The following is a 19,601-nucleotide window of genomic DNA, read 5'->3' on the forward strand; positions in this document are numbered from 1 at the left end:
GAAAACTCAGGCAGACCCTGTTCTCTAAACAGAGCCAAATCCAAAATTCCAAATGGGCCAAATAGTAATGAACTTGGCCCTTGCTGACAACATTGATGAGCAGTCCAGATCCGAATACGAATCTTAAAATGCGCAAAAAAAAACGCCCACATAATAGCTCGTGGGCGTTTTCCGAGTGCCGTAACGGCAATCTCCACAGGCCTGGCGGCCGTCGCGGTTAACGCTTGGAGAATTGCGGCTTCTTACGTGCTTTACGCAGACCGACTTTCTTACGCTCAACTTCGCGAGCATCGCGAGTGACGTAACCGGCTTTACGTAGACCACTACGTAGGCCTTCGTCGTATTCCATCAAAGCACGAGTGATGCCGTGACGAATTGCGCCAGCCTGGCCAAAACTGCCACCACCGCTTACTGTTACAGTCACATCAAACTTTTCAGCCATTTCGACCAGCTCAAGCGGCTGACGAACGATCATACGCGCAACTTCACGACCAAAATACTGATCAAGAGTACGAGCATTAACTGATATAGCACCTGTTCCTGCTTTTAGGAATACACGTGCTGAGGAGGTTTTACGGCGACCTGTACCGTAATACTGGGTGGCTGACATATTGCGCTTCCGTTAGATATTCAGTTCAACTGGTTGCTGAGCGGTATGGGGATGCTCAGTTCCAGCGTAGACTTTCAATTTTTTAAACATTGCACGACCCAGCGGGTTCTTGGGTAGCATACCCTTAACCGCTCCTTGGATCACACGCTCAGGGGCTTTATCAATCAACTTTTCGAAGCTAATAGACTTCAATCCACCTGGATAACCAGTGTGGTGGTGATAGATTTTACCAGTTGCTTTGTTGCCCGTAACGCGAATTTTTTCCGCGTTAACGACAACGATATAATCGCCAGTATCAACATGAGGCGTGTATTCAGGCTTATGCTTACCGCGCAGTCTATGCGCAATTTCGCTGGCCAAACGACCCAATGTTTTTTCGGCGGCGTCTACTACGTACCAGTCGTGTATTACGTCACTGGGTTTTGCGCTTAAGGTTTTCATGTTTCTCGCCTATAGGGCCCGTACCGAACAAAGAGCGCGAATACTACATAAGCGCCAAGGGTTTTTCAAGTGGAATATTGTTTTATACGTCATAATTATCTACGAACTACGGCTTGTGCTCACAAGCCAAATATTCCTCTGATTGCATCTCGAGCAAACGGCTCTGCGTCCGTTCAAACTCAAAATCCAAGCGACCACCAGTATATAACTTCTCCAGCGGTGCCGCCGCGGATAATACCAGCTTAACGTTGCGGTCGTAAAACTCATCTATCAAATTAATAAAACGTCGCGCCTGATCATCACGCCCTGCGCCCATTTGCGGAACATTGCTAATGACTACCGCATGAAATACCCGAGCCAATTCTATGTAGTCATATTGGCTTCGCGGCCCATCACACAGCTCAGAGAAATCAAACCACGCCACGTCATCTGCCACAAACAAGGCCTTAATATGTCGACCCTCTATATCTAGCAACTGGTCAGCACACGCTACCTCAGGGGCCAAACGCTTAAAACTTAAGGCTAAACTTTGATCAGCCGACTCTCCTAAAGGATGGTAATACAGCTCTGCCTGCTCTAAGGCGCGCAAACGATAGTCAACGCCGCCATCGACATTAACGACCTCTACCCTTTCTTTTATCAATGCAATCGCCGGTAAAAACCGCGCGCGCTGCAAGCCATCTTTATACAAACCGTCGGGGACGATATTTGAGGTTGCCACCAGAACTACACCGCGGGCAAACAATCTTTCGAATAGCCCTGCCAAAATCATAGCATCGGTAATATCCGACACAAAAAACTCATCAAAACAAATCACCCGCGCCTCGTCAGCAATACGATCAGCAACAATAACAAGGGGATTTTTCTCACCAGAGAGCGATTTTAGCTCACGATGAACACGCTGCATAAACCGATGAAAATGGGCGCGCATTTTGTTGTCAAAGGGCAGCGTGTCATAAAAGGTGTCCATCAAATAGGTTTTACCCCTACCGACACCACCCCAGAAATACAAACCCTGAATCGCCACCTCTGGCTCACGACGACCAGCTATTTTCGCCCCCACGCGAGCAAAGAAGCCCATATTGCGCGTCAGCGGAGCAAGCAAATCATCATAGAGCCGCTGTAAACATTGAACAGCATATTCCTGAGCCGGATCATAGGAAAAATCGGCCTGCGTTAAATCATGCTGATAGCGCTGTATTGGTGTAGACATGCATCTAGCCTCTTTCAAGACGGGCGCAACTGTACCGAGCCGACGCCTATTTAGCAATTTTTTATCGGTGAATACTGAACCCCGAGCGGTGAGCAGTTATACTGTTGCTCATAGAGTGACAAATACGTCGACTCATCGGAGGAGCCTCTGTGCAAGAAGATATCTACACACTAATCACGGTCGCCATTATCTGCCTGCTCAGCGGCGCAGCAATCGGCTATTTCATTCTTGGACGCTTAAAGCCCGAGGAGCAAAACCGCGCGGCATTAGAAAAGCAATTCAATGACATGCAACGCCAACAGCAAGATTACCAGCAAGAAGTTAGCCACCATTTCGACCGCACCGGCGAGCTGTTAAACGAACTTGCTGAGAGTTACCGAAGCGTTCACAACCACATTGTTGAAGGCGCCCAGAACTTGCACAGCACCGGCATCAGCCCGCTGCAGGCGATTCCCGAAGGCCGGCCAGTATTAGATAACAAGCCGAGCAAATTGGCGCCGTCTGCGCCACCCCTAGATTACGCACCAAGACAGCCCGGCAAAAAAGGCGCACTGCACGAAGAGTTCGGCATGGAATCTGAAAAGAAACCAAAAGATCACATCGAACCCCCTGTTTCGCCCCACGCCTAAACTAAGAATCAATCCTGCAGCAAACAACCGGCCAACCAATAGGTTAGGCCGGATTATCGATATCAATAAAGCGGTGATACAAACCAAATCGATCGGCCAGATTTTCTGCCAAGGCCTGAATACCATAGCGCTCGGTAGCGTGGTGACCGGCTGCTATGTAATGAATACCTAATTCTCTTGCCGCCAATATTGTTGGCTCAGAGACCTCGCCACTTAAATACGCATCCACCCCCGCGGCAACCGCCTTATCAATATAAGATTGCGCCCCACCAGTACACCAAGCAATACGCTTAATAGGTCGATCATGACCTACTTCTAGCAATGGCGTACGCCCCAAAACCCGCCTAACATGTTCGGCAAACACATCCGCAGACACAGCCTCAGCCAAATACCCAACATTCCCCACTGATCGCGAATGATTAGCATCCAAGCCACCATCCACCTCGATCCCCAACCGCTTAGCCAATTGCGCGTTATTACCTAATACCGGATGCGCATCTAATGGCAAGTGGTAGGCGATGAGACTGATATTATTCGCCAGCAACAATGCTAAACGGTTGCGCTTCATACCGACAATACACGGGTCTTCGCCCCGCCAAAAATAGCCGTGATGAACCAGAATAGCGTCCGCATTTTCAGCAATGGCAGCCTCGATTAAGGCCTGCGAGGCCGTCACACCAGACACAATACGCGCAACCTGATCAGAACCTGCAACCTGCAAGCCATTAGGGCAGTAATCGTTAAACTGGGCAGGCTCTAGAATTTCATCGGCTGCCGCCACCAAGGCCTTAAGTGAAACCGTCATATACCCTCACATTAATTCTGAAAAATCACTTTTCGTGCTAGGCTAGCACCCCATTAAGACGAGCCACCATCGCTCTTCTCTAATAATCATTCAACGAGGACGGGCATTTGACACGGCACAGCCTTAAACCCCTTATTTGGCCAACCATCTGCGGCCTTTTACTCGGCCTATGCATACTCGCCTATCTTCCTAGCCAGCGCGATCAAGACTACGTCTACGCAGTTGAACATGCCGCTCCAGCAGTCGCAAACATCTACACCACCAAAGTAGTAGAGCAGCGCCACCCGCTTGCTGACGACCCACTTTTTAAACATTTTTTCAGTCGCAATGGCCGCGTCAAACAACAACTTGAGCGAAGCCTCGGATCCGGAGTTATTGTAAGCGACGCGGGCTACCTACTCACAAATTACCACGTGATCAAAGGTGCTGACGAGATTCTAGTATTACTTCACGACGGTCGCCAAGCCCTCGCCAGCGTAATAGGAAGCGATGCGGACACCGACCTTGCGGTATTAAAAATTGATCTCGACAACCTCACTAGCATCACCATCGGTGACCCAGCAAAAATCCACGTCGGCAATATCGTTCTCGCCATCGGCAACCCCTACGGCTTTGGTCAAACCGTCACTCAAGGCATCGTCAGTGCTACGGGCCGCTATGGCCTAGGTCTAAGTCAGTTTGAGAACTTCATTCAAACAGACGCGGCGATAAATCCCGGAAATTCGGGTGGCGCACTCATCGATACAAAAGGCCGCTTACTTGGAATCAATACCGCGATTTACACCCAAAGCGGAGGCTCAACCGGAATCGGCCTAGCGATTCCCACTGACCTTGCACTGCGAACTATGAGCGACTTAATCAGCTACGGACGCCCATTGCGCGGCTGGCTAGGAATAGAAGTACAGCCGGTCGGTGTGGGCACCAACGGCGTAATTATCACCGCGCTCGCCGCCAGCGGCCCAGCGGAAAAAGCGGGTTTAAAAATCGGCGATATATTAATCAATATAAATGGAGAGCAAGTGGGCGATGGCCACGCTGGCATGAAGCTCATCACCTACACTCGTCCTGGTGAGCGAGTCAAAATCAACTTGCTACGTGGTGAAGAGCCTATGACGATTGAAACGGAAGTTGCCATGCGGCCCAATAGCTAGACCGCACAAGAACATTAGTTTACTAGGAGCAGACGCTGTAGCGAGTTAAACAACACCTGGCTATCCTCTGGACGACCCACAGTAATCCGCAAATACTGGTCAATTCGCGCCATATTGAAATGACGAACTATTACGCCATCTTCGCGCAAACCTGCTGCCAATTCAGACGCATCGCGGTGTCGGTGCCTGCAGAAAACAAAATTAGCCGCCGACGGCAGCACCTGAAAATCCAGAGCCTCCAGACGGCTTACCATCGTCTCGCGCTCTGCGATAACCGCATTGCAGGTTTGCTCGAAATAAGACTGATCAGCAAACGATGCCGCAGCACCCATCTGAGCAAGGCGATCCAAGGGATAAGAATTAAAACTATTTTTGATTCGCTCTAGAGCCTCAATCAAATCCGGGTGCCCCACTGCAAAACCAACTCTTAATCCCGCCAGCGAACGAGACTTTGACAGGGTTTGAGTCACCAGCAGATTCGGATAGCGATCAACCAAAGAGATTGCCGTCTCGCCACCAAAATCAACATAGGCCTCATCAATCACAACCACGGTTTCATTATTGACCGACAATAGCCGCTCAATTTCCGCCAAGGCTAAAAAACACCCCGTTGGCGCATTGGGGTTGGGGAAAATAATACCGCCGTTAATACCCCGATACTCTTCAATGCGTATCTGGAAAGATTCATCCAGCGGTATTGCTTCGAAGGGAATCTGATATAGCCCGCAATAGACCGGATAAAAACTGTAGGTAATATCTGGGAACAGCAGCGGCTTACCATTCTGAAAAAGCCCATGAAAAACATGAGCTAACACTTCATCAGAACCGTTTCCGACAAACACCTGAGACGCAGACACACCGTGATAATCCGCAATCGCGCTCTTTAATACGTCGCTATTCGGGTCAGGGTAAAGGCGCAAAGCGTCTCCGGCTTCCGCCTTGATAACTTCCAACACCTGTGGCGACGGCCCATAAGGATTTTCATTTGTATTTAGCTTGGTTAACTTGCTTAATTTAGGCTGCTCACCGGGAACATAGGGCACTAAATCCTTGACAAAGGGGCTCCAAAATCTACTCATCTCGATCATCCAATATGCGGTACTCAGCACTGCGCGCATGTGCCGTTAAGGATTCACCGCGAGCAAGAATTGACGCCACTTTTGCCAGTTCTGAGGCGCCGACAGCAGAACACCCTATCAGCGAAGACCGTTTTTGAAAGTCATACACACCTAAGGGTGATGAAAACCGCGCCGTGCCGGATGTAGGTAAAACGTGGTTTGGTCCAGCGCAGTAATCTCCCAGCGCTTCTGGGGTGTAACGCCCCATAAAAATAGCGCCGGCATGACGTATTTTAGCTAGCCACTGCTCCGCATTTTCAAGCGACAATTCCAAATGCTCAGGCGCAATTCGATTACTCAAATGAACCGCCTCATCTATATCCTTGACCAAAATTAAGGCGCCGCGCTCTGCCAAGGACTGACGAATAATATCTGCGCGCTCAGATTGGGGTAGCAAACGCGCAATACTCTCAGCCACCAGATCTAAGAACGCCGCATCAGGACTTAGTAGAATAGATTGCGCATCTTCATCGTGCTCGGCTTGCGAAAACAAATCCATCGCAATCCAATCAGGATCGGTTTTACCGTCGCAAATAATGAGAATTTCCGACGGCCCTGCGATCATATCTAGACCAACGCTACCAAATACTTGCCGCTTAGCAGTCGCCACAAAAATATTGCCGGGACCAACTATCTTATCAACCTTAGGAATGGACTCAGTACCGTAGGCTAACGCCGCTATCGCCTGCGCACCGCCAATAGTAAATACACGATCGACACCTGCAATCGCCGCCGCAGCCAATACCATCTCATTTATAAAACCTTTGGGGGTTGGCGACACCATAATCAATTCATCGACACCCGCTACTTTAGCAGGAATAGCATTCATTAATACTGACGAAGGATACGTCGCTTTACCACCGGGCACGTATAAACCGACGCGCTGAAGCGCGGTAATTTGCTGGCCCAGCAAGGTGCCGTCCGCTTCACGGTAAGACCACGACTCTTGACGCTGATGCTGGTGATAATCTCGTATACGCTGCGCAGCCGTTTCGAGTGCTGCGCGCACATCGCCATCTATATTTTCCAGCGCTGTTTGCAAACGACTGCGAGGAATTTCTAAATCAGCGGCGCCCTTCGCCTCCCAGCCATCAAAACGCTGAGTGAACCCGACCACCGCGGCATCGCCTTCCCCACGCACCTTAGCCAGTACATCGGCCACTGTTTCAACCACGGAGGGATTAGATACAGATTCCCAATCAAGCAATGCGGTCAACGCCGAATCAAAATCAGCATCGCTCGACGTCATTCGTTTTATCAGAGTATCAGCCATTGCTGACGACCTCCTCCGCTCGCTGACGGGCCTCAACAGCCGCGGTTAATTTAACAATTATGTCTTGGATACTCTTATGTTTGCGCTTCATCGCCGCCTTATTCACGACCAAACGTGAACTGACATCGGCAATCATGTCACGAGGCTCCATACCGTTAGCACGTAGTGTGTTTCCGGTATCAACGATATCGACAATTAAGTCCGCCAAATTCATCAAGGGCGCCAATTCCATAGCCCCATAAAGCTTAATAAGTTCGACTTGGATGCCACGCTCTGCAAAATGACGCCGAGCGACATTGACAAACTTGGTAGCAACACGAACGCGCCCCTGAGGCAAGGACTCTCCAACGCGCCCTGCAGTCATTAATTTGCACCGGGCAATATTAAGATCTAGCGGCTCATACATATCGCCTGCGCCGACCTCTAACAGCATATCTTTACCCGCCACGCCAATATCTGCCGAACCCAACTTCACGTAGGTAGGCACGTCGGTACCGCGAATAACAATTAACTGAATATGCGGGTGATTGGTCTCAAAAATCAGCTTGCGACTGCTGCTAATATCTTCAGCCGGCACAATGCCTGCCTCCGCCAGCAAAGGTAGGGTTTCTTTCAATATACGCCCTTTTGTAAGCGCAATAGTAACCGGCTGATTCACAAATAAACTCCAGGTACTGAACTCATATTGTCTAATTAGCTACGCGGCGAATGGTCGCCCCAAGCGCGAGGAATTTTTCCTCAATACATTCATAACCGCGATCAATATGGTAAATACGATCCACCAAGGTATCGCCATCGGCCACTAAACCAGCAATGACAAGACTCGCCGACGCGCGTAAATCGCTCGCCATTACGGGAGCCGCCTTCAAGCGCTCTGTACCCGTAATCATTGCGGTATTGCCTTCGATGCTAATCTTAGCGCCCATTCGATTCATCTCATGGGTTTGAATTAAGCGATTTTCAAATATGGTTTCGGTGACATGAGAAACACCATCCGCCACCGCATTCATGGCGGTAAACTGCGCCTGCATATCCGTGGGGAAACCAGGATAGGGCATTGTCTTAACGTTAACCGCTTTAGGGCGACGACCTTCCATATCCAAACAAATCCAGTTATCACCAGACTCGATTTTAGCACCGGCCTCTTCTAATTTAACCAGCACTGCCTCAAGAGTTTCAGGACCAATATCACGAAGGCGAATAGAACCTCTGGTCGCTGCAGCGGCAACCAAATAGGTACCCGCCTCAATACGATCTGCCATCACGGTATAAGTGCAACCATGCAGTCGCTCAACACCTTCAATAACAATCGTGGCGCTACCGTGGCCAGTAATTTTCGCCCCCATGGCAATAAGGCAATTGGCTAAATCTACTATCTCCGGCTCCCGCGCGGCGTTTTCAAGTACCGTCCTACCTTTTGCGAGTGCTGCCGCCATCATTACATTTTCAGTGCCGCCAACAGTAACCATATCAAACAAGACATGGGCGCCACGTAAGCCGCCCTCAGGTGCACGAGCTGTGATATACCCGGCATCGACATCAATAGTCGCTCCCATGGCCTCTAAGCCACGCAAATGCTGATCAACCGGCCGACTGCCGATGGCGCAACCACCAGGAAAAGACACCCGCGCATGACCAAAATGTGCCAACAACGGCCCTAAAACCAAAATTGACGCACGCATGGTTTTAACGAGTTCGTAGGGCGCTGTGGTTGTCGTCGTGGTAGACCCGTTAATTTCGACGCCTAGGTTCTCGTCAACAAGTAACTCCGTCCCCATACTGCGCAACAGCGCAATCATTGTCGTAATATCATGCAAATGAGGCAGATTGCGGATCATTACCGGCTCACTAGACAGCAATGTTGCTGCCAAAATTGGTAGCGCCGCATTCTTTGAGCCTGAAATACGAATTTCACCAGCCAACGGGCCGCCGCCGGATATAAGCAACTTATCCATGAAATCTCCTGGAAATTCCGGTAAGCCTTAGGATTAGGCTTCTTCGGGGGTCAACGCTTTAATATTAATGGCGTGTAAAGAGCCATCCCGAATCCAATCATTTACCGCTGCATAAACAAGCTGTTGGCGCTTAACTGCGCGCAAACCTGCAAAGACATCGCTAACCACCCGCACATCAAAGTGACTACCATCGCCACTGACTGCCAGCTCGCTATTGGGAAAATGTTCTGAAAGACGTTGTTCGATATGCTCTATTTGCATGCCCATTCCGCTCGTATCCACCACCGAGTTACTCAAGCGCGGAATTGTACGCAATTGCGGAGAACATGGCGAGGCGAAACCCCAGTGGGCTTTACACCTCGCTCATAATGCCGCCAAATTACTCAGCAGCTTTTTCCATTACTTCTTGAGGTGCGACAGTCCAGTTATCAATAACTTTATCGATGTCACCACCGTACTGTTTGACCGCAGCATCGAATTGATTCTGATATATACGTCCCAAATTCAAGCCTTCGATAATCACATTACGTAGCTTCCAAGCACCGTCAGACCCTTGACGAAGCGTATATACAACTTGATAAGGCTTAGCGCGTTCACCGTAAATATCTTGGCGGACGCCGACGCTACCTGACAAATCAACATCATCTGCCAACGGAAGGACTTCTATACGATTGCCGTTAAAGCCCAGCAGGCCTTTTGAGTATGTATTAATCAAGCCATCTTTAAAGCTATTGGTAAAACGAATGACTCGGTCGCGAAATTGCGCTCGCTCAGCTTCTGTTTTTAAACTTTCGTAATAACCACGGCTACCGTATTTGCCCATGATGCCGCGAGCAAAGCTTTGAAAATCGACAACATCATCCATGATACGACGAACTTCATTGTTAAAGCGTTGTGGATCTTTATCGATATAGCTGCGCGCGTCCTCAATCACTTTCACCAGTTCTTGAGTAGTATCTGCAACAACCTCATAGGGACCCTTTTCAGCTGCAAAACTCTGTGAAAGCATGCCGAACACTATGAATAACGTGATTCCTAATTTTTTTAACATATCATCCCCTTAATTTTTATCCGCCTGTTATTACCAACAAAATACGGGCAACTGCGAGCTTCGACCACATTTTACGCTAATGACTCCCGATTCAGACCTAAGCTAAACCTGTTATTTTGTCACATTGGAAATTATCATACCCAACATTAGCCCCAGCTGAACGGGCAACACAAATAAACAAGGTATCCACCGTGACCAACAATCCAAGCTTTATCAGCTCTGCAAAACGCGTGATCACCATGGAACGCGATGCAGTCAGCGTCTTGTCTGAGCGAATTGACGAGAGCTTTGAACGCGCCTGCAATATTTTATTGTCCTGCAAAAGTCGTGTGGTTGTTACTGGAATGGGTAAATCCGGCCATATCGGCAATAAAATTGCCGCCACCCTCGCCAGCACCGGCACACCGGCTTTTTTTGTCCACCCCGGTGAAGCCAGCCATGGTGATTTAGGCATGATTACCTCAGGCGATGTCGTCATCGCGCTGTCTAACTCAGGCACCACCGCAGAACTGATTACTATTTTGCCACTGCTAAAACTATTAGCGGTTCCGGTCATCGCGCTAACGGGCAACCCGGACTCAGAACTGGCAACCAGCGCCGACGTCCATTTAAACGTAGCCGTTAGCGAAGAAGCCTGCCCACTCAATCTCGCGCCTACATCTAGCACCACGGTAACTCTCGTAATGGGTGATGCGCTGGCAATCGCACTTTTGGAAGCCCGCGGATTTACCGCCAACGACTTTGCCATGTCTCATCCCGGCGGCGCACTAGGCCGGAGATTATTGCTAAAAATCGACAGCATAATGCACACCGGTGCGGCGATTCCCTCGGTTACGTTGGGCAGCGCGCTGAGCCGAGCCTTACTTGAAATGAGCACTAAGGGCCTCGGCATGACCGCTGTCGTCGACGAGCAAGGGTCGCTAGCGGGAATTTTTACCGATGGTGACCTACGGCGGGCCATTGATCGCGGCATAGATATACACAGCAGCCCAATTGATGACATTATGACGCGCAATTGCCGTACTATTCAGCCCGGTACGATGGCCGCAGAAGCCTTGCGCGTCATGGAAGACAATAAAATTACCGTACTGGTGGCGGTCGACAGCGAGAACAAGCCAGTTGGCGTCATTCATACCCACGACCTGCTAAAAGCCGGCGTAGCCTAGAGATTTTATAAACACATGCAAAGCGTGATAGAAAAAGCAAAAACCATCAAACTGCTGGCTATGGACGTCGACGGTGTCCTCACCGACGGCAGTTTGTACTTTGGAAATAGCGGTGAAGAAATGAAAGCCTTCAGTATTCTCGACGGCTTAGGCATCAAATTATTACGCGATGCAGGTATAAAACCGGCAATCATCACTGGCCGCAGCTCCGAACTATTGGCTCGTCGTGCAGCAGAGTTAAAAATCGATATCATTTATCAGGGCCGCGAAGACAAGCTTGTTGCTCTGGAAGAGCTGCGTAGCGACCAAGGACTAAGTTTTGAAGAGATCGCCTATGTGGGGGATGACCTTCCCGATCTTTCTGCCGTCCGTCAAGCAGGCTTGGGCATCACCGTCGCGAATGGTCATTACTATGTGGCAAGACACGCGGACTGGCAAACCAAAGCAGCCGGGGGGCATGGCGCAATTAGAGAAATATGTGAACTCATACTAAAGGCCCAAGGCAAACTAAATGACGCCCTGGAGCAATACCTCTAAACCATGAAAGGATTCAATTTCTTTACCATTCTCTCGGTTTTATCCGCCATTACCGCATTGGCAGGTACAGTAGTGTATCTAACCCAATACAGCGAGAGTGGCAAGCTGAGTATTGTTGACGAGTTTGAAGCCACCCCAGACGCGGACTCTCACCTCACCAAAGTAAAAGGCTTGAAATACAGTGCTGATGGAGAAATTGCGTACCAGTGGCATGCAAGTAGCGCTGAGCGTTTGATTTCTGATGGCTCAATAACCCTACAAGAACCCTTTTATATTGGTAACATCGCCGAGCAGCGGCCATGGACTGCGAGCGCGCTAACAGGAAAACTATCGCAGGACGGTGAGCAACTGATTTTAGAGCACACTGTGGTAGTGAAAGATCTCATCCGCCAGGCGGAAATCACCACCGAAGCATTAAACATTAATCTTGAAAATAGCGAGGTAAGCACGCCGCTGGCGCTTACACTCAAATTACGCAACGGCAAAACAGACTCAGTAGGCATGCAAGCAAGCCTTAAAGATGAGCGCGTTGAACTACTAGACCAGGTAAAAGGCCGCTATGAACCTTACTAAAGCCGCACTCAGTGCCGTGCTTTTTATCAGTGTGAGCCATCTTGCACTTAGCCTTCCCGATGACCGGAAACAGGCGATCAACCTCAGTTCTGATCGCGCGGTATACGAGAAAAATCAGGGCATCTATATCGGCAACGTCACTATGAGCCAAGGCTCACTTAAAATTCGTGCCGATAAATTGACCATCGTTGAGTCGGATCGAAAAGTAGAAAAAGTGATCGCAGAAGGCACACCAGCCTACTTTGAACAGCAACCCCGCGCCGATGAAGGGATCGTTGTAGCCAGCGCCCAACGCATTGAATACAGCCTTCAGCAAGAAGAGATTTTGCTACAAAGAAACGCCTCTATTACCCATCAGGGCTCGAAAATTTCCGGCGATAGAGTTGTGTATAGCGGCCGCAAGCAAATGGTAGTTGCTGACGGTGGCAGTAACGAAAAAGAAAACCGAGTTAAAATGACGCTTCAACCTCAGGCAGTGCCTGACGAGCCCGTTATTGCACCTAGCGGAACTAGCGCCCCCCCGAAAGCAATCCAAAACCAAGAAAAACCTGAATCAAGTGCTCCTGCCCCAAAAGATACCAACGCGGCAACCCCTCCTGCCGCAGAGGAAACGAACTAACCATGCCAGTCTTGCAAGCGAACAACCTCGCGAAAGCGTATAAAGGCCGAGAAATCATAAAAGACGTATCGCTGAAGATTAGCAGCGGTGAAATCGTCGGTCTACTCGGCCCAAATGGGGCGGGTAAAACCACCTGTTTTTATATGATTGTTGGCATAGTGAACGCTGACCGAGGATCGATTAAACTAGACGACCGAGACCTCACCAAACTGTCAATACAAGGACGCGCCAAACATGGCGTTGGCTACCTTCCGCAGGAAGCGTCCATTTTCCGAAAACTCAGTGTCGCCGATAATATCATGGCGATACTTGAGACCCGAAAGGACCTGAATCGCAGTCAACGTAAAGACAAATTAGAGGCTTTGCTGCAAGAGTTCCACATCACCCATATCCGCAAATCTCAGGGAATGGCATTATCCGGCGGCGAGCGACGCAGAGTCGAGATTGCCCGTGCATTAGCAACAGAACCGAGCTTTATTCTGCTTGACGAGCCCTTTGCGGGCGTTGATCCAATATCGGTAAACGATATTCAAAATATTGTTCGGCACTTGCAAGCCCGAGGAATTGGCGTTTTGATCACCGATCACAATGTACGAGAAACCTTAGATATTTGTGATAAAGCGTACATCGTGGGCGAAGGCCGCATAGTCGCCGAAGGTAACGCCGAAGCAGTGCTCAACAACCAAATCGTCCGAGATATTTACTTAGGCGACAAATTTACTTTATAAGTAGAGTTCCGTATAAATGAATCGGCACAGGTATTGCAGGGAACCCATGTCGCGACTACACTGACATGGAGGCATACACAGTGCCGGTAGAACGAAACACCGTTCGCGTTACCATTTTTTTCACGTTGTAGAAGCCACCGCCTATGAAACAATCGCTACAGCTAAAAGTCGGCCAAAGCCTGACAATGACCCCCCAGCTGCAGCAGGCGATTCGTTTATTACAACTGTCCACACTAGACCTTCAGCAAGAAATTCAGTCCGCGCTAGATTCCAATCCTTTACTGGAAATTAGCGATGACGACGGCGAAATTGAAGTCAATACCGAGCCAACGTCCGCCGAACCCAAAAAACCTGAAAAAGCCACAGACAACGAAACTGAAGCACCGCAGCCTGAAGCCGATACCGAGTGGGCCGAACGCAGTGATATTCCAGAAGACTTGCCCGTAGACAGCCAGTGGGACGATGTCTTCCAAACCAGTGGTAGCGGCTCCGGCAGCAGCTCCTCGGGAGAAGATAGCGACTACAACAACGACTATCGCCACTCCAGCTCAGATTCACTTCAAGACCACCTTCGCTGGCAGCTAAACCTTAGCCGACTTTCTGACATTGACCAAATGATCGCGGCGGCGATTATCGATGCCATCGATGAAAAAGGTCGCCTCACGGTCAGTGCAGAAGAACTGGTAGAAAGTTTTGACAATAATGCGATAGAAATCGAAGAGTTCAACGCGGTTTTACACCTCATTCAGCAGTTTGACCCGCCGGGAGTGGGTGGCAGAGACCTGCAGGAATGCCTACTTATTCAATTAAAGCAGCTGCCTCGCAGTACCCCACTTGTAGAAGAAGCCTACTTAGTTGTCAGCCAACACATGGCACAACTCGGCAATAGAGACTATAACCAAATTATGCGGCGCTGCCGCTTAAAAGAAGAACAGCTGCGCGATATATTAAAGCTAATCCAATCACTTGACCCAACTCCTGGCAATGCGATTGGCAGCGATGACACCGAATACGTCATACCCGACGTTTTTGTTAGCAAAAAAGATGGCCGCTGGCTTGTCGAACTGAACCCTGATATTGCGCCAAAAATTCAAATCAATGCGCAATACGCCTCAATGGCGAGGCAAAGCAGTAATAGCAGCGACAATGATTATATTCGCGACAATCTCCAAGAAGCGCGCTGGTTCATAAAAAGTTTGATTAGCCGCAACGAAACACTGATGAAAGTCGCCAGCAAAATTGTCGAATACCAACGCGGCTTTTTAGAATATGGCGAAGAGGCGATGAAGCCACTAGTGCTGCACGACATTGCAGAAGCCGTTGGCATGCACGAATCCACAATCTCGCGGGTCACCACCCAAAAGTATATGCATACCCCGCGTGGAATTTTTGAACTTAAGTTCTTCTTTTCTAGTCATGTATCTACAGACACTGGCGGCGAATGCTCAAGTACGGCCATACGCGCCTTAATTAAAAAACTGGTGGCGTCAGAAAACCCACGCAAACCCTTAAGCGACAGTAAAATTACAGATTTACTTGCCGAACAAGGCATTCAAGTTGCGCGACGCACCATTGCCAAATACAGAGAATCACTGGTTATTCCGCCCTCAAACGAGCGGAAACGACTGGTTTAACGCGGTAATCGAGTGATTACCGCAAGCAGCAACTCGCCGCGAGGCGACAGCATTTTTTAGCGATGAAGGAGCAATATATGCAGATTACTGTAAGTGGTCATCACGTAGACGTTACCCCAGCCCTCCGCGATTATGTAAACAATAAACTGACGAAACTCCAGCGACACTTTGACAATATAACCAATACCGATGTCACTCTGACGGTTGAGAAATTAGTGCAAAAAGCAGAAGCGACAGTGCATGTTGCCGGCGCCGATTTGTTTGCTACCTGCGAGTCCGAGGACATGTATGCTGCAATTGATAGCCTGACAGACAAACTGGATCGCCAACTAATCAAACACAAAGAAAAAACGCTGGGCCGCTAATGGCCCCGCGCATCCACTCCTAGACAAAACGTAAACATCATGACACTTGAATCCATACTAACCACAGGGCGCACCGAATGCGGTGCGCCCGTCACCAGCAAAAAGCGCTTACTCGAACACATTGCCGCAGCGGTCGCCGCGGACAATTCAGATTTTGACGCTGACGAGTTATTCAATGAACTACTCGCCCGCGAACGCTTAGGTAGCACAGGCATTGGGCACGGCGTGGCAATTCCGCACTGCCGCAGCAGCCGCTGCAGAAGTATCACCGGCATGCTCTTAAAACTGGAACAGACCATCGATTTTGAGGCCATTGATGACGAGCCCGTCGATCTTATATTTGCCCTCATCGTTCCTGCCGAAGCCCACGACGAACATCTAAAAGTACTCGGCGCGCTAGCAACCGCGTTTAATGAAGCGGACTATCGCAATCAACTGCGCAGCGCCGAAGATAACGAAACGCTGTATAAACGCGCCATCACAAACTAGCATGAATCTGATCATTCTCAGTGGACGCTCGGGATCCGGCAAAAGCACGGCTCTTCACCAACTCGAAGACGAAGGTTTTTACGCCATCGACAATCTTCCAGTGTCACTGCTGCCAGAATTGGTCAGAGAACTATCGCAAAGCACCTTAAAAGTACATCAGCAAGTTGCCGTATGTATCGATGCGCGTAACTCACAAGACGAACTCGCGCGGTTTAAATCCTTGTGTGACGAAGTCAAAAAGCATGCGCACTTGCGGATAGTCTTTTTAGATGCGACTGACAATAAGCTCATAAAACGTTTCAGTGAAACACGTCGCCGGCACCCCCTAACAACAGATTCTTTGCCGCTCGCTGACGCGATAAAACTCGAATCTACGCTGCTCGAACCGATCGTCGTCGAGGCTTCGCTAGCAATAGATAGCAGCGACATGACGGTTCATGAATTACGCGCGACCATCCGCGACCGTATTCTCGGAGTCGACGCCAGTAAACTTGCAGTGCAATTGAAATCTTTCGGATTTAAGCGAGGCCTGCCGATCGATGCCGACCTAGTTTACGATCTTCGCATGTTGCCGAACCCCCACTGGCAAGAAGATTTGCGTGTACTCACCGGACTAGACCAAGCCGTGCAAGAATTCTTAGCTAGCCAAGAAGATGTAAAGCTAATGCGCGCCGACATACTGCAATATCTGCAACATTGGCTCCCCAAAATAGAAGCGAGCAACCGTAGCTATTTCACTATTGCCATCGGTTGCACAGGCGGTCAACATCGCTCAGTATACATGGCCGAAACGCTTGCCAAGGACTTACGCAGCACTTACCCAGACCTGCAAGTTCGCCATCGCGAACTGCAGTATTAGAGTACCGAAGATGGTCGAATCCAATATAATAATCATCAACAAACTCGGCCTGCATGCCCGCGCAGCAGCTAAATTAGTGTCTACAGCGGGCGCGTTTGGCGCCAGCATTCAAATCAGTGTTGGCGATAGAACAGTGGACGGTAAAAGCATTATGGCTGTAATGATGCTAGCCGCGAGCAAAGGTACAGAAATAAAAGTGCACTGTGATGGAGAGGATGAACGCGAAGCTTTGTCCGCGGTACTCGATATTATCTCGCAACGTTTCGGCGAAGCGGAATAATTAACGGAATATGACGCATTTATGCTCGTTAGCTAAGCCTTGTGGATTGTTGCAGGCTGTACTTTAAAGGATAATTAACCCACATTTTTCTTTCCGCTTAATGGTTCAGGTAAGTGCAGTGTCCTGTATAAAATAGCTATTAACTGCTTTATACAGGACACTGCACTAGGGATAGGTATGGCCCAGACTGCTGACAAGCTTCAAACCGAGAGCCAACTCAAAACCCTGAACGAAGCACTGGGTTCTGGGGGCTTCCTGCAAATCCGTCGCATGCTCAACGGTTTGCCCCCTGCAGACGCGGCCCACTTAATAGAATCCACGCCGCACAAAATCCGTAGTGTGCTATGGCAGCTCATCGACATAGAGAATGAAGGTGACATTCTTCAGCATCTTAACGATGAAGTGCAGAGCCAGTTCCTGCGTCAAATGGACGCGGAAGAAGTCGCCACCATTACTGAGGGGCTGGAAGCTGATGATATCGCGGATATCCTCCAGCAGCTGCCCGACCGCGTCATTCGCGAAGTTCTCGACTCAATGGATCATCAGGATCGGATTCGAGTAGAGCACGTACTATCCTACGATGAAGACAGTGCCGGTGGTTTGATGAACACCGACACCATCACGGTTCGCCCAAATATCACCCTCGATGTTGCGCTTCGCTATTTGCGCCGCCACGAACAACTACCGGAGATGACCGACAGCCTGCTGGTTGTTAACCGCAACGATCAATACATTGGGGTTTTGTCGCTACGCAAACTTTTGGTATCAGACCCCAGCGTCACCGTGCGCGAAATCATGGACACCGAAGTAGAGCCGATTCCCGCACGCATGTCATCGCGAGAAGTCGCAACCCTCTTCGCTCGGCACGACTGGGTATCTGCACCGGTAGTCGATGACAACAGTTTGCTCCTAGGTCGTATTACCATCGATGACGTGGTTGACGTTATTCGCGAAGAGTCCGACCACTCTTTAATGAGCATGGCCGGTTTAGACGAAGATGAAGACACCTTCGCAGCCGTTATGACAACTGCACCGCGACGCGCCGTGTGGCTGGGTATAAATTTGCTCACCGCATTTATTGCCTCTGGTGTGATCAATATATTCGAAGGCACTATCGAAAAAGTCGTCGCCCTAGCCGTATTGATGCCGATTGTAGCAAGCATGGGCGGCGTTGCAGGCACCCAAACACTTACGGTTGTTATTCGCGGTATGGCCTTGGGTCACATTAGCCGCGACAACAGCCGCTGGCTAATTAGTCGTGAAATGACAGTGGGCGCAATTAATGGCGTCGTTTGGGCTATCATTGTCGCCGGTGCGACCACACTATGGTTTGACGATCCTCTGATGGGCGGTATTATCGGCGCGGCGCTGATCATCAATTTAATTACCGCAGCGCTGGCTGGCGCAGTACTGCCACTGGCCATGAAATCGATGAATATAGACCCTGCCCTTGCGGGCGGCGTCGTGCTAACCACCGTTACCGACGTAATTGGCTTTCTATCCTTTCTCGGACTGGCCAGTTACTTTTACGGTTAACGACGTTCGAACTATACAAAAACACCATTAGTTAAATAAACGGATCGCAACGTGACCGAATCAGAAATAGAACGCCCCAGTAAAACCGCAGTTAAAAAAGAAATGCAGGCACTACAGCAGCTTGGCGAACAGCTGGTGAAACTCAGCAACAACGAATTGGCCAAAATTCCCATTCGCGACGAACACCTCAGCGAAGCCATTTCCACTGCTCGCCGACTAACCAGCCGCGAGGGTTTGCGTCGCCAATTGCAATACATTGGCAAGTTGATGCGCGGCATTGACCTAAGCGAGATAGAAGCGGGGTTAACTAAGCGCGAGGAAGGACAGCGCGAATTGGCTCGCGCATTCCATCGCCTTGAGGGTTTACGCGATCAAATTGTTGAAGAAGGCCTGCCCGGCATTGAAAAAGTCGTTGAACAATTTCCAGATGCAGACCGCCAACGCTTACGAACGCTGATTCTACAAGTTGCGAAAGACGCCAAAGCAAACAAGCCGCCGGCGGCGAAACGTAAACTTTTTCAATATTTAAAAGAGTTACAGGAACACAAAGTAAAAGATTGATTGCCGCT

The 19,601-nt window shown here is 49.6% G+C and carries 24 protein-coding genes; 14 read left to right on the forward strand and 10 right to left on the reverse strand.

Going from position 1 to position 19,601, the window contains the following annotated elements; all coding sequences use genetic code 11:
- Positions 1–217: 217 nt before the first annotated feature.
- From rpsI to zapE, 3 genes are all read right to left on the reverse strand, one after another.
- Positions 218–610 carry a 30S ribosomal protein S9 gene (gene rpsI / locus O9X78_RS01275; protein WP_159239103.1) on the reverse strand — a complete coding sequence of 131 codons (393 nt, stop codon included), beginning with the start codon at positions 608–610 and terminating at the stop codon, positions 218–220.
- Positions 611–622: 12 nt separating this feature from the next.
- Complete coding sequence (gene rplM, locus O9X78_RS01280) at positions 623–1,051, reverse strand: 50S ribosomal protein L13 (RefSeq protein WP_159239102.1); 429 nt, start codon at positions 1,049–1,051, stop codon at positions 623–625.
- A 106-nt stretch (positions 1,052–1,157) separates the two neighbouring features.
- On the reverse strand, positions 1,158–2,264 hold the full coding sequence (zapE, locus tag O9X78_RS01285; protein ID WP_269617787.1) for a cell division protein ZapE: 1,107 nt from the start codon (positions 2,262–2,264) through the stop codon (positions 1,158–1,160).
- A gap of 149 nt (positions 2,265–2,413) precedes the next feature.
- Between zapE and O9X78_RS01290 the strand changes: the two genes are divergently transcribed.
- On the forward strand, positions 2,414–2,893 hold the full coding sequence (locus tag O9X78_RS01290) for a Z-ring associated ZapG family protein (protein WP_269617788.1): 480 nt from the start codon (positions 2,414–2,416) through the stop codon (positions 2,891–2,893).
- Between the two features lie 43 nt (positions 2,894–2,936).
- Here the strand turns inward: O9X78_RS01290 and O9X78_RS01295 are convergent, their stop codons facing one another.
- The gene (locus tag O9X78_RS01295; protein WP_269617789.1) at positions 2,937–3,698 is read right to left on the reverse strand and encodes a Nif3-like dinuclear metal center hexameric protein; all 762 of its coding nucleotides are present in this window, start codon (positions 3,696–3,698) and stop codon (positions 2,937–2,939) included.
- A 107-nt stretch (positions 3,699–3,805) separates the two neighbouring features.
- Between O9X78_RS01295 and O9X78_RS01300 the strand changes: the two genes are divergently transcribed.
- Complete coding sequence (locus O9X78_RS01300; protein WP_269617790.1) at positions 3,806–4,849, forward strand: trypsin-like peptidase domain-containing protein; 1,044 nt, start codon at positions 3,806–3,808, stop codon at positions 4,847–4,849.
- A gap of 14 nt (positions 4,850–4,863) precedes the next feature.
- Here O9X78_RS01300 and hisC read toward each other — a convergent pair whose 3' ends face one another.
- The 6 genes from hisC to O9X78_RS01330 form a co-directional block, all read right to left on the reverse strand.
- Positions 4,864–5,928, reverse strand: a complete 1,065-nt coding sequence (gene hisC, locus O9X78_RS01305; protein WP_269617791.1) for a histidinol-phosphate transaminase — start codon at positions 5,926–5,928, stop codon at positions 4,864–4,866.
- A complete protein-coding gene (gene hisD, locus O9X78_RS01310; protein ID WP_269617792.1) occupies positions 5,921–7,240 on the reverse strand; it encodes a histidinol dehydrogenase in 1,320 nt (439 codons plus the stop codon). Before hisD ends, hisC begins: the two co-directional genes overlap by 8 nt.
- Positions 7,233–7,898 carry an ATP phosphoribosyltransferase gene (hisG, locus tag O9X78_RS01315; RefSeq protein WP_269617793.1) on the reverse strand — a complete coding sequence of 222 codons (666 nt, stop codon included), beginning with the start codon at positions 7,896–7,898 and terminating at the stop codon, positions 7,233–7,235. Before hisG ends, hisD begins: the two co-directional genes overlap by 8 nt.
- A 31-nt stretch (positions 7,899–7,929) precedes the next feature.
- Positions 7,930–9,195 (reverse strand): UDP-N-acetylglucosamine 1-carboxyvinyltransferase, encoded by a 1,266-nt coding sequence (murA, locus tag O9X78_RS01320; protein WP_269617794.1) that lies wholly within the window; start codon positions 9,193–9,195, stop codon positions 7,930–7,932.
- Between the two features lie 33 nt (positions 9,196–9,228).
- Positions 9,229–9,456, reverse strand: a complete 228-nt coding sequence (locus O9X78_RS01325) for a BolA family protein (protein WP_269617795.1) — start codon at positions 9,454–9,456, stop codon at positions 9,229–9,231.
- Positions 9,457–9,574: 118 nt separating this feature from the next.
- The gene (locus tag O9X78_RS01330) at positions 9,575–10,246 is read right to left on the reverse strand and encodes an MlaC/ttg2D family ABC transporter substrate-binding protein (protein WP_269617796.1); all 672 of its coding nucleotides are present in this window, start codon (positions 10,244–10,246) and stop codon (positions 9,575–9,577) included.
- A 191-nt stretch (positions 10,247–10,437) separates the two neighbouring features.
- Here O9X78_RS01330 and O9X78_RS01335 point away from each other — a divergent pair, with 191 nt between their 5' ends.
- The 12 genes from O9X78_RS01335 to yjgA all read left to right on the forward strand — a co-directional run bounded on the left by O9X78_RS01335 (position 10,438) and on the right by yjgA (position 19,593).
- Positions 10,438–11,412: a KpsF/GutQ family sugar-phosphate isomerase gene (locus tag O9X78_RS01335; RefSeq protein ID WP_269617797.1), complete on the forward strand. Its 975-nt coding sequence runs from the start codon at positions 10,438–10,440 to the stop codon at positions 11,410–11,412.
- A 15-nt stretch (positions 11,413–11,427) separates the two neighbouring features.
- Positions 11,428–11,949, forward strand: a complete 522-nt coding sequence (locus O9X78_RS01340) for a KdsC family phosphatase (RefSeq protein ID WP_269617798.1) — start codon at positions 11,428–11,430, stop codon at positions 11,947–11,949.
- Between the two features lie 3 nt (positions 11,950–11,952).
- The gene (gene lptC / locus O9X78_RS01345; RefSeq protein WP_269617799.1) at positions 11,953–12,522 is read left to right on the forward strand and encodes an LPS export ABC transporter periplasmic protein LptC; all 570 of its coding nucleotides are present in this window, start codon (positions 11,953–11,955) and stop codon (positions 12,520–12,522) included.
- A complete protein-coding gene (lptA, locus tag O9X78_RS01350; RefSeq protein WP_269617800.1) occupies positions 12,509–13,141 on the forward strand; it encodes a lipopolysaccharide transport periplasmic protein LptA in 633 nt (210 codons plus the stop codon). The genes lptC and lptA overlap by 14 nt, the downstream gene beginning before the upstream one ends.
- A gap of 2 nt (positions 13,142–13,143) precedes the next feature.
- Positions 13,144–13,869, forward strand: a complete 726-nt coding sequence (gene lptB / locus O9X78_RS01355; protein WP_269617801.1) for an LPS export ABC transporter ATP-binding protein — start codon at positions 13,144–13,146, stop codon at positions 13,867–13,869.
- 143 nt (positions 13,870–14,012) lie between these two features.
- Complete coding sequence (locus O9X78_RS01360; protein ID WP_269617802.1) at positions 14,013–15,503, forward strand: RNA polymerase factor sigma-54; 1,491 nt, start codon at positions 14,013–14,015, stop codon at positions 15,501–15,503.
- 77 nt (positions 15,504–15,580) lie between these two features.
- Positions 15,581–15,868 carry a ribosome hibernation-promoting factor, HPF/YfiA family gene (hpf, locus tag O9X78_RS01365; RefSeq protein ID WP_269617803.1) on the forward strand — a complete coding sequence of 96 codons (288 nt, stop codon included), beginning with the start codon at positions 15,581–15,583 and terminating at the stop codon, positions 15,866–15,868.
- A 39-nt stretch (positions 15,869–15,907) separates the two neighbouring features.
- The gene (locus O9X78_RS01370; protein ID WP_269617804.1) at positions 15,908–16,357 is read left to right on the forward strand and encodes a PTS sugar transporter subunit IIA; all 450 of its coding nucleotides are present in this window, start codon (positions 15,908–15,910) and stop codon (positions 16,355–16,357) included.
- 1 nt (position 16,358) lies between these two features.
- Positions 16,359–17,216 carry an RNase adapter RapZ gene (gene rapZ / locus O9X78_RS01375; protein ID WP_269617805.1) on the forward strand — a complete coding sequence of 286 codons (858 nt, stop codon included), beginning with the start codon at positions 16,359–16,361 and terminating at the stop codon, positions 17,214–17,216.
- 10 nt (positions 17,217–17,226) lie between these two features.
- Complete coding sequence (locus O9X78_RS01380; RefSeq protein ID WP_269617806.1) at positions 17,227–17,496, forward strand: HPr family phosphocarrier protein; 270 nt, start codon at positions 17,227–17,229, stop codon at positions 17,494–17,496.
- A 177-nt stretch (positions 17,497–17,673) separates the two neighbouring features.
- Positions 17,674–19,032, forward strand: coding sequence for a magnesium transporter (gene mgtE / locus O9X78_RS01385; protein WP_269617807.1), 1,359 nt, complete (start codon positions 17,674–17,676; stop codon positions 19,030–19,032).
- Positions 19,033–19,083: 51 nt separating this feature from the next.
- A complete protein-coding gene (gene yjgA, locus O9X78_RS01390) occupies positions 19,084–19,593 on the forward strand; it encodes a ribosome biogenesis factor YjgA (RefSeq protein ID WP_269617808.1) in 510 nt (169 codons plus the stop codon).
- The last annotated feature ends 8 nt before the right edge of the window (positions 19,594–19,601 follow it).

This window comes from Zhongshania aquatica (genome assembly GCF_027257955.1).
Taxonomy (GTDB): Bacteria; Pseudomonadota; Gammaproteobacteria; order Pseudomonadales; family Spongiibacteraceae; genus Spongiibacter; species Spongiibacter aquatica.

Coding starts and splice junctions, on each gene's coding strand:
- O9X78_RS01380 (WP_269617806.1), top strand. CDS start 17,227: ATGGTCGAATCCAATATAATAATCATCAACAAACTCGGCCTGCATGCC.
- hisD (WP_269617792.1), bottom strand. CDS start 7,240: ATGGCTGATACTCTGATAAAACGAATGACGTCGAGCGATGCTGATTTT.
- lptC (WP_269617799.1), top strand. CDS start 11,953: ATGAAAGGATTCAATTTCTTTACCATTCTCTCGGTTTTATCCGCCATT.
- hpf (WP_269617803.1), top strand. CDS start 15,581: ATGCAGATTACTGTAAGTGGTCATCACGTAGACGTTACCCCAGCCCTC.
- hisC (WP_269617791.1), bottom strand. CDS start 5,928: ATGAGTAGATTTTGGAGCCCCTTTGTCAAGGATTTAGTGCCCTATGTT.
- murA (WP_269617794.1), bottom strand. CDS start 9,195: ATGGATAAGTTGCTTATATCCGGCGGCGGCCCGTTGGCTGGTGAAATT.
- O9X78_RS01330 (WP_269617796.1), bottom strand. CDS start 10,246: ATGTTAAAAAAATTAGGAATCACGTTATTCATAGTGTTCGGCATGCTT.
- O9X78_RS01340 (WP_269617798.1), top strand. CDS start 11,428: ATGCAAAGCGTGATAGAAAAAGCAAAAACCATCAAACTGCTGGCTATG.
- rplM (WP_159239102.1), bottom strand. CDS start 1,051: ATGAAAACCTTAAGCGCAAAACCCAGTGACGTAATACACGACTGGTAC.
- zapE (WP_269617787.1), bottom strand. CDS start 2,264: ATGTCTACACCAATACAGCGCTATCAGCATGATTTAACGCAGGCCGAT.
- O9X78_RS01295 (WP_269617789.1), bottom strand. CDS start 3,698: ATGACGGTTTCACTTAAGGCCTTGGTGGCGGCAGCCGATGAAATTCTA.
- O9X78_RS01360 (WP_269617802.1), top strand. CDS start 14,013: ATGAAACAATCGCTACAGCTAAAAGTCGGCCAAAGCCTGACAATGACC.
- lptA (WP_269617800.1), top strand. CDS start 12,509: ATGAACCTTACTAAAGCCGCACTCAGTGCCGTGCTTTTTATCAGTGTG.
- rapZ (WP_269617805.1), top strand. CDS start 16,359: ATGAATCTGATCATTCTCAGTGGACGCTCGGGATCCGGCAAAAGCACG.
- lptB (WP_269617801.1), top strand. CDS start 13,144: ATGCCAGTCTTGCAAGCGAACAACCTCGCGAAAGCGTATAAAGGCCGA.
- rpsI (WP_159239103.1), bottom strand. CDS start 610: ATGTCAGCCACCCAGTATTACGGTACAGGTCGCCGTAAAACCTCCTCA.
- O9X78_RS01370 (WP_269617804.1), top strand. CDS start 15,908: ATGACACTTGAATCCATACTAACCACAGGGCGCACCGAATGCGGTGCG.
- O9X78_RS01325 (WP_269617795.1), bottom strand. CDS start 9,456: ATGCAAATAGAGCATATCGAACAACGTCTTTCAGAACATTTTCCCAAT.
- mgtE (WP_269617807.1), top strand. CDS start 17,674: ATGGCCCAGACTGCTGACAAGCTTCAAACCGAGAGCCAACTCAAAACC.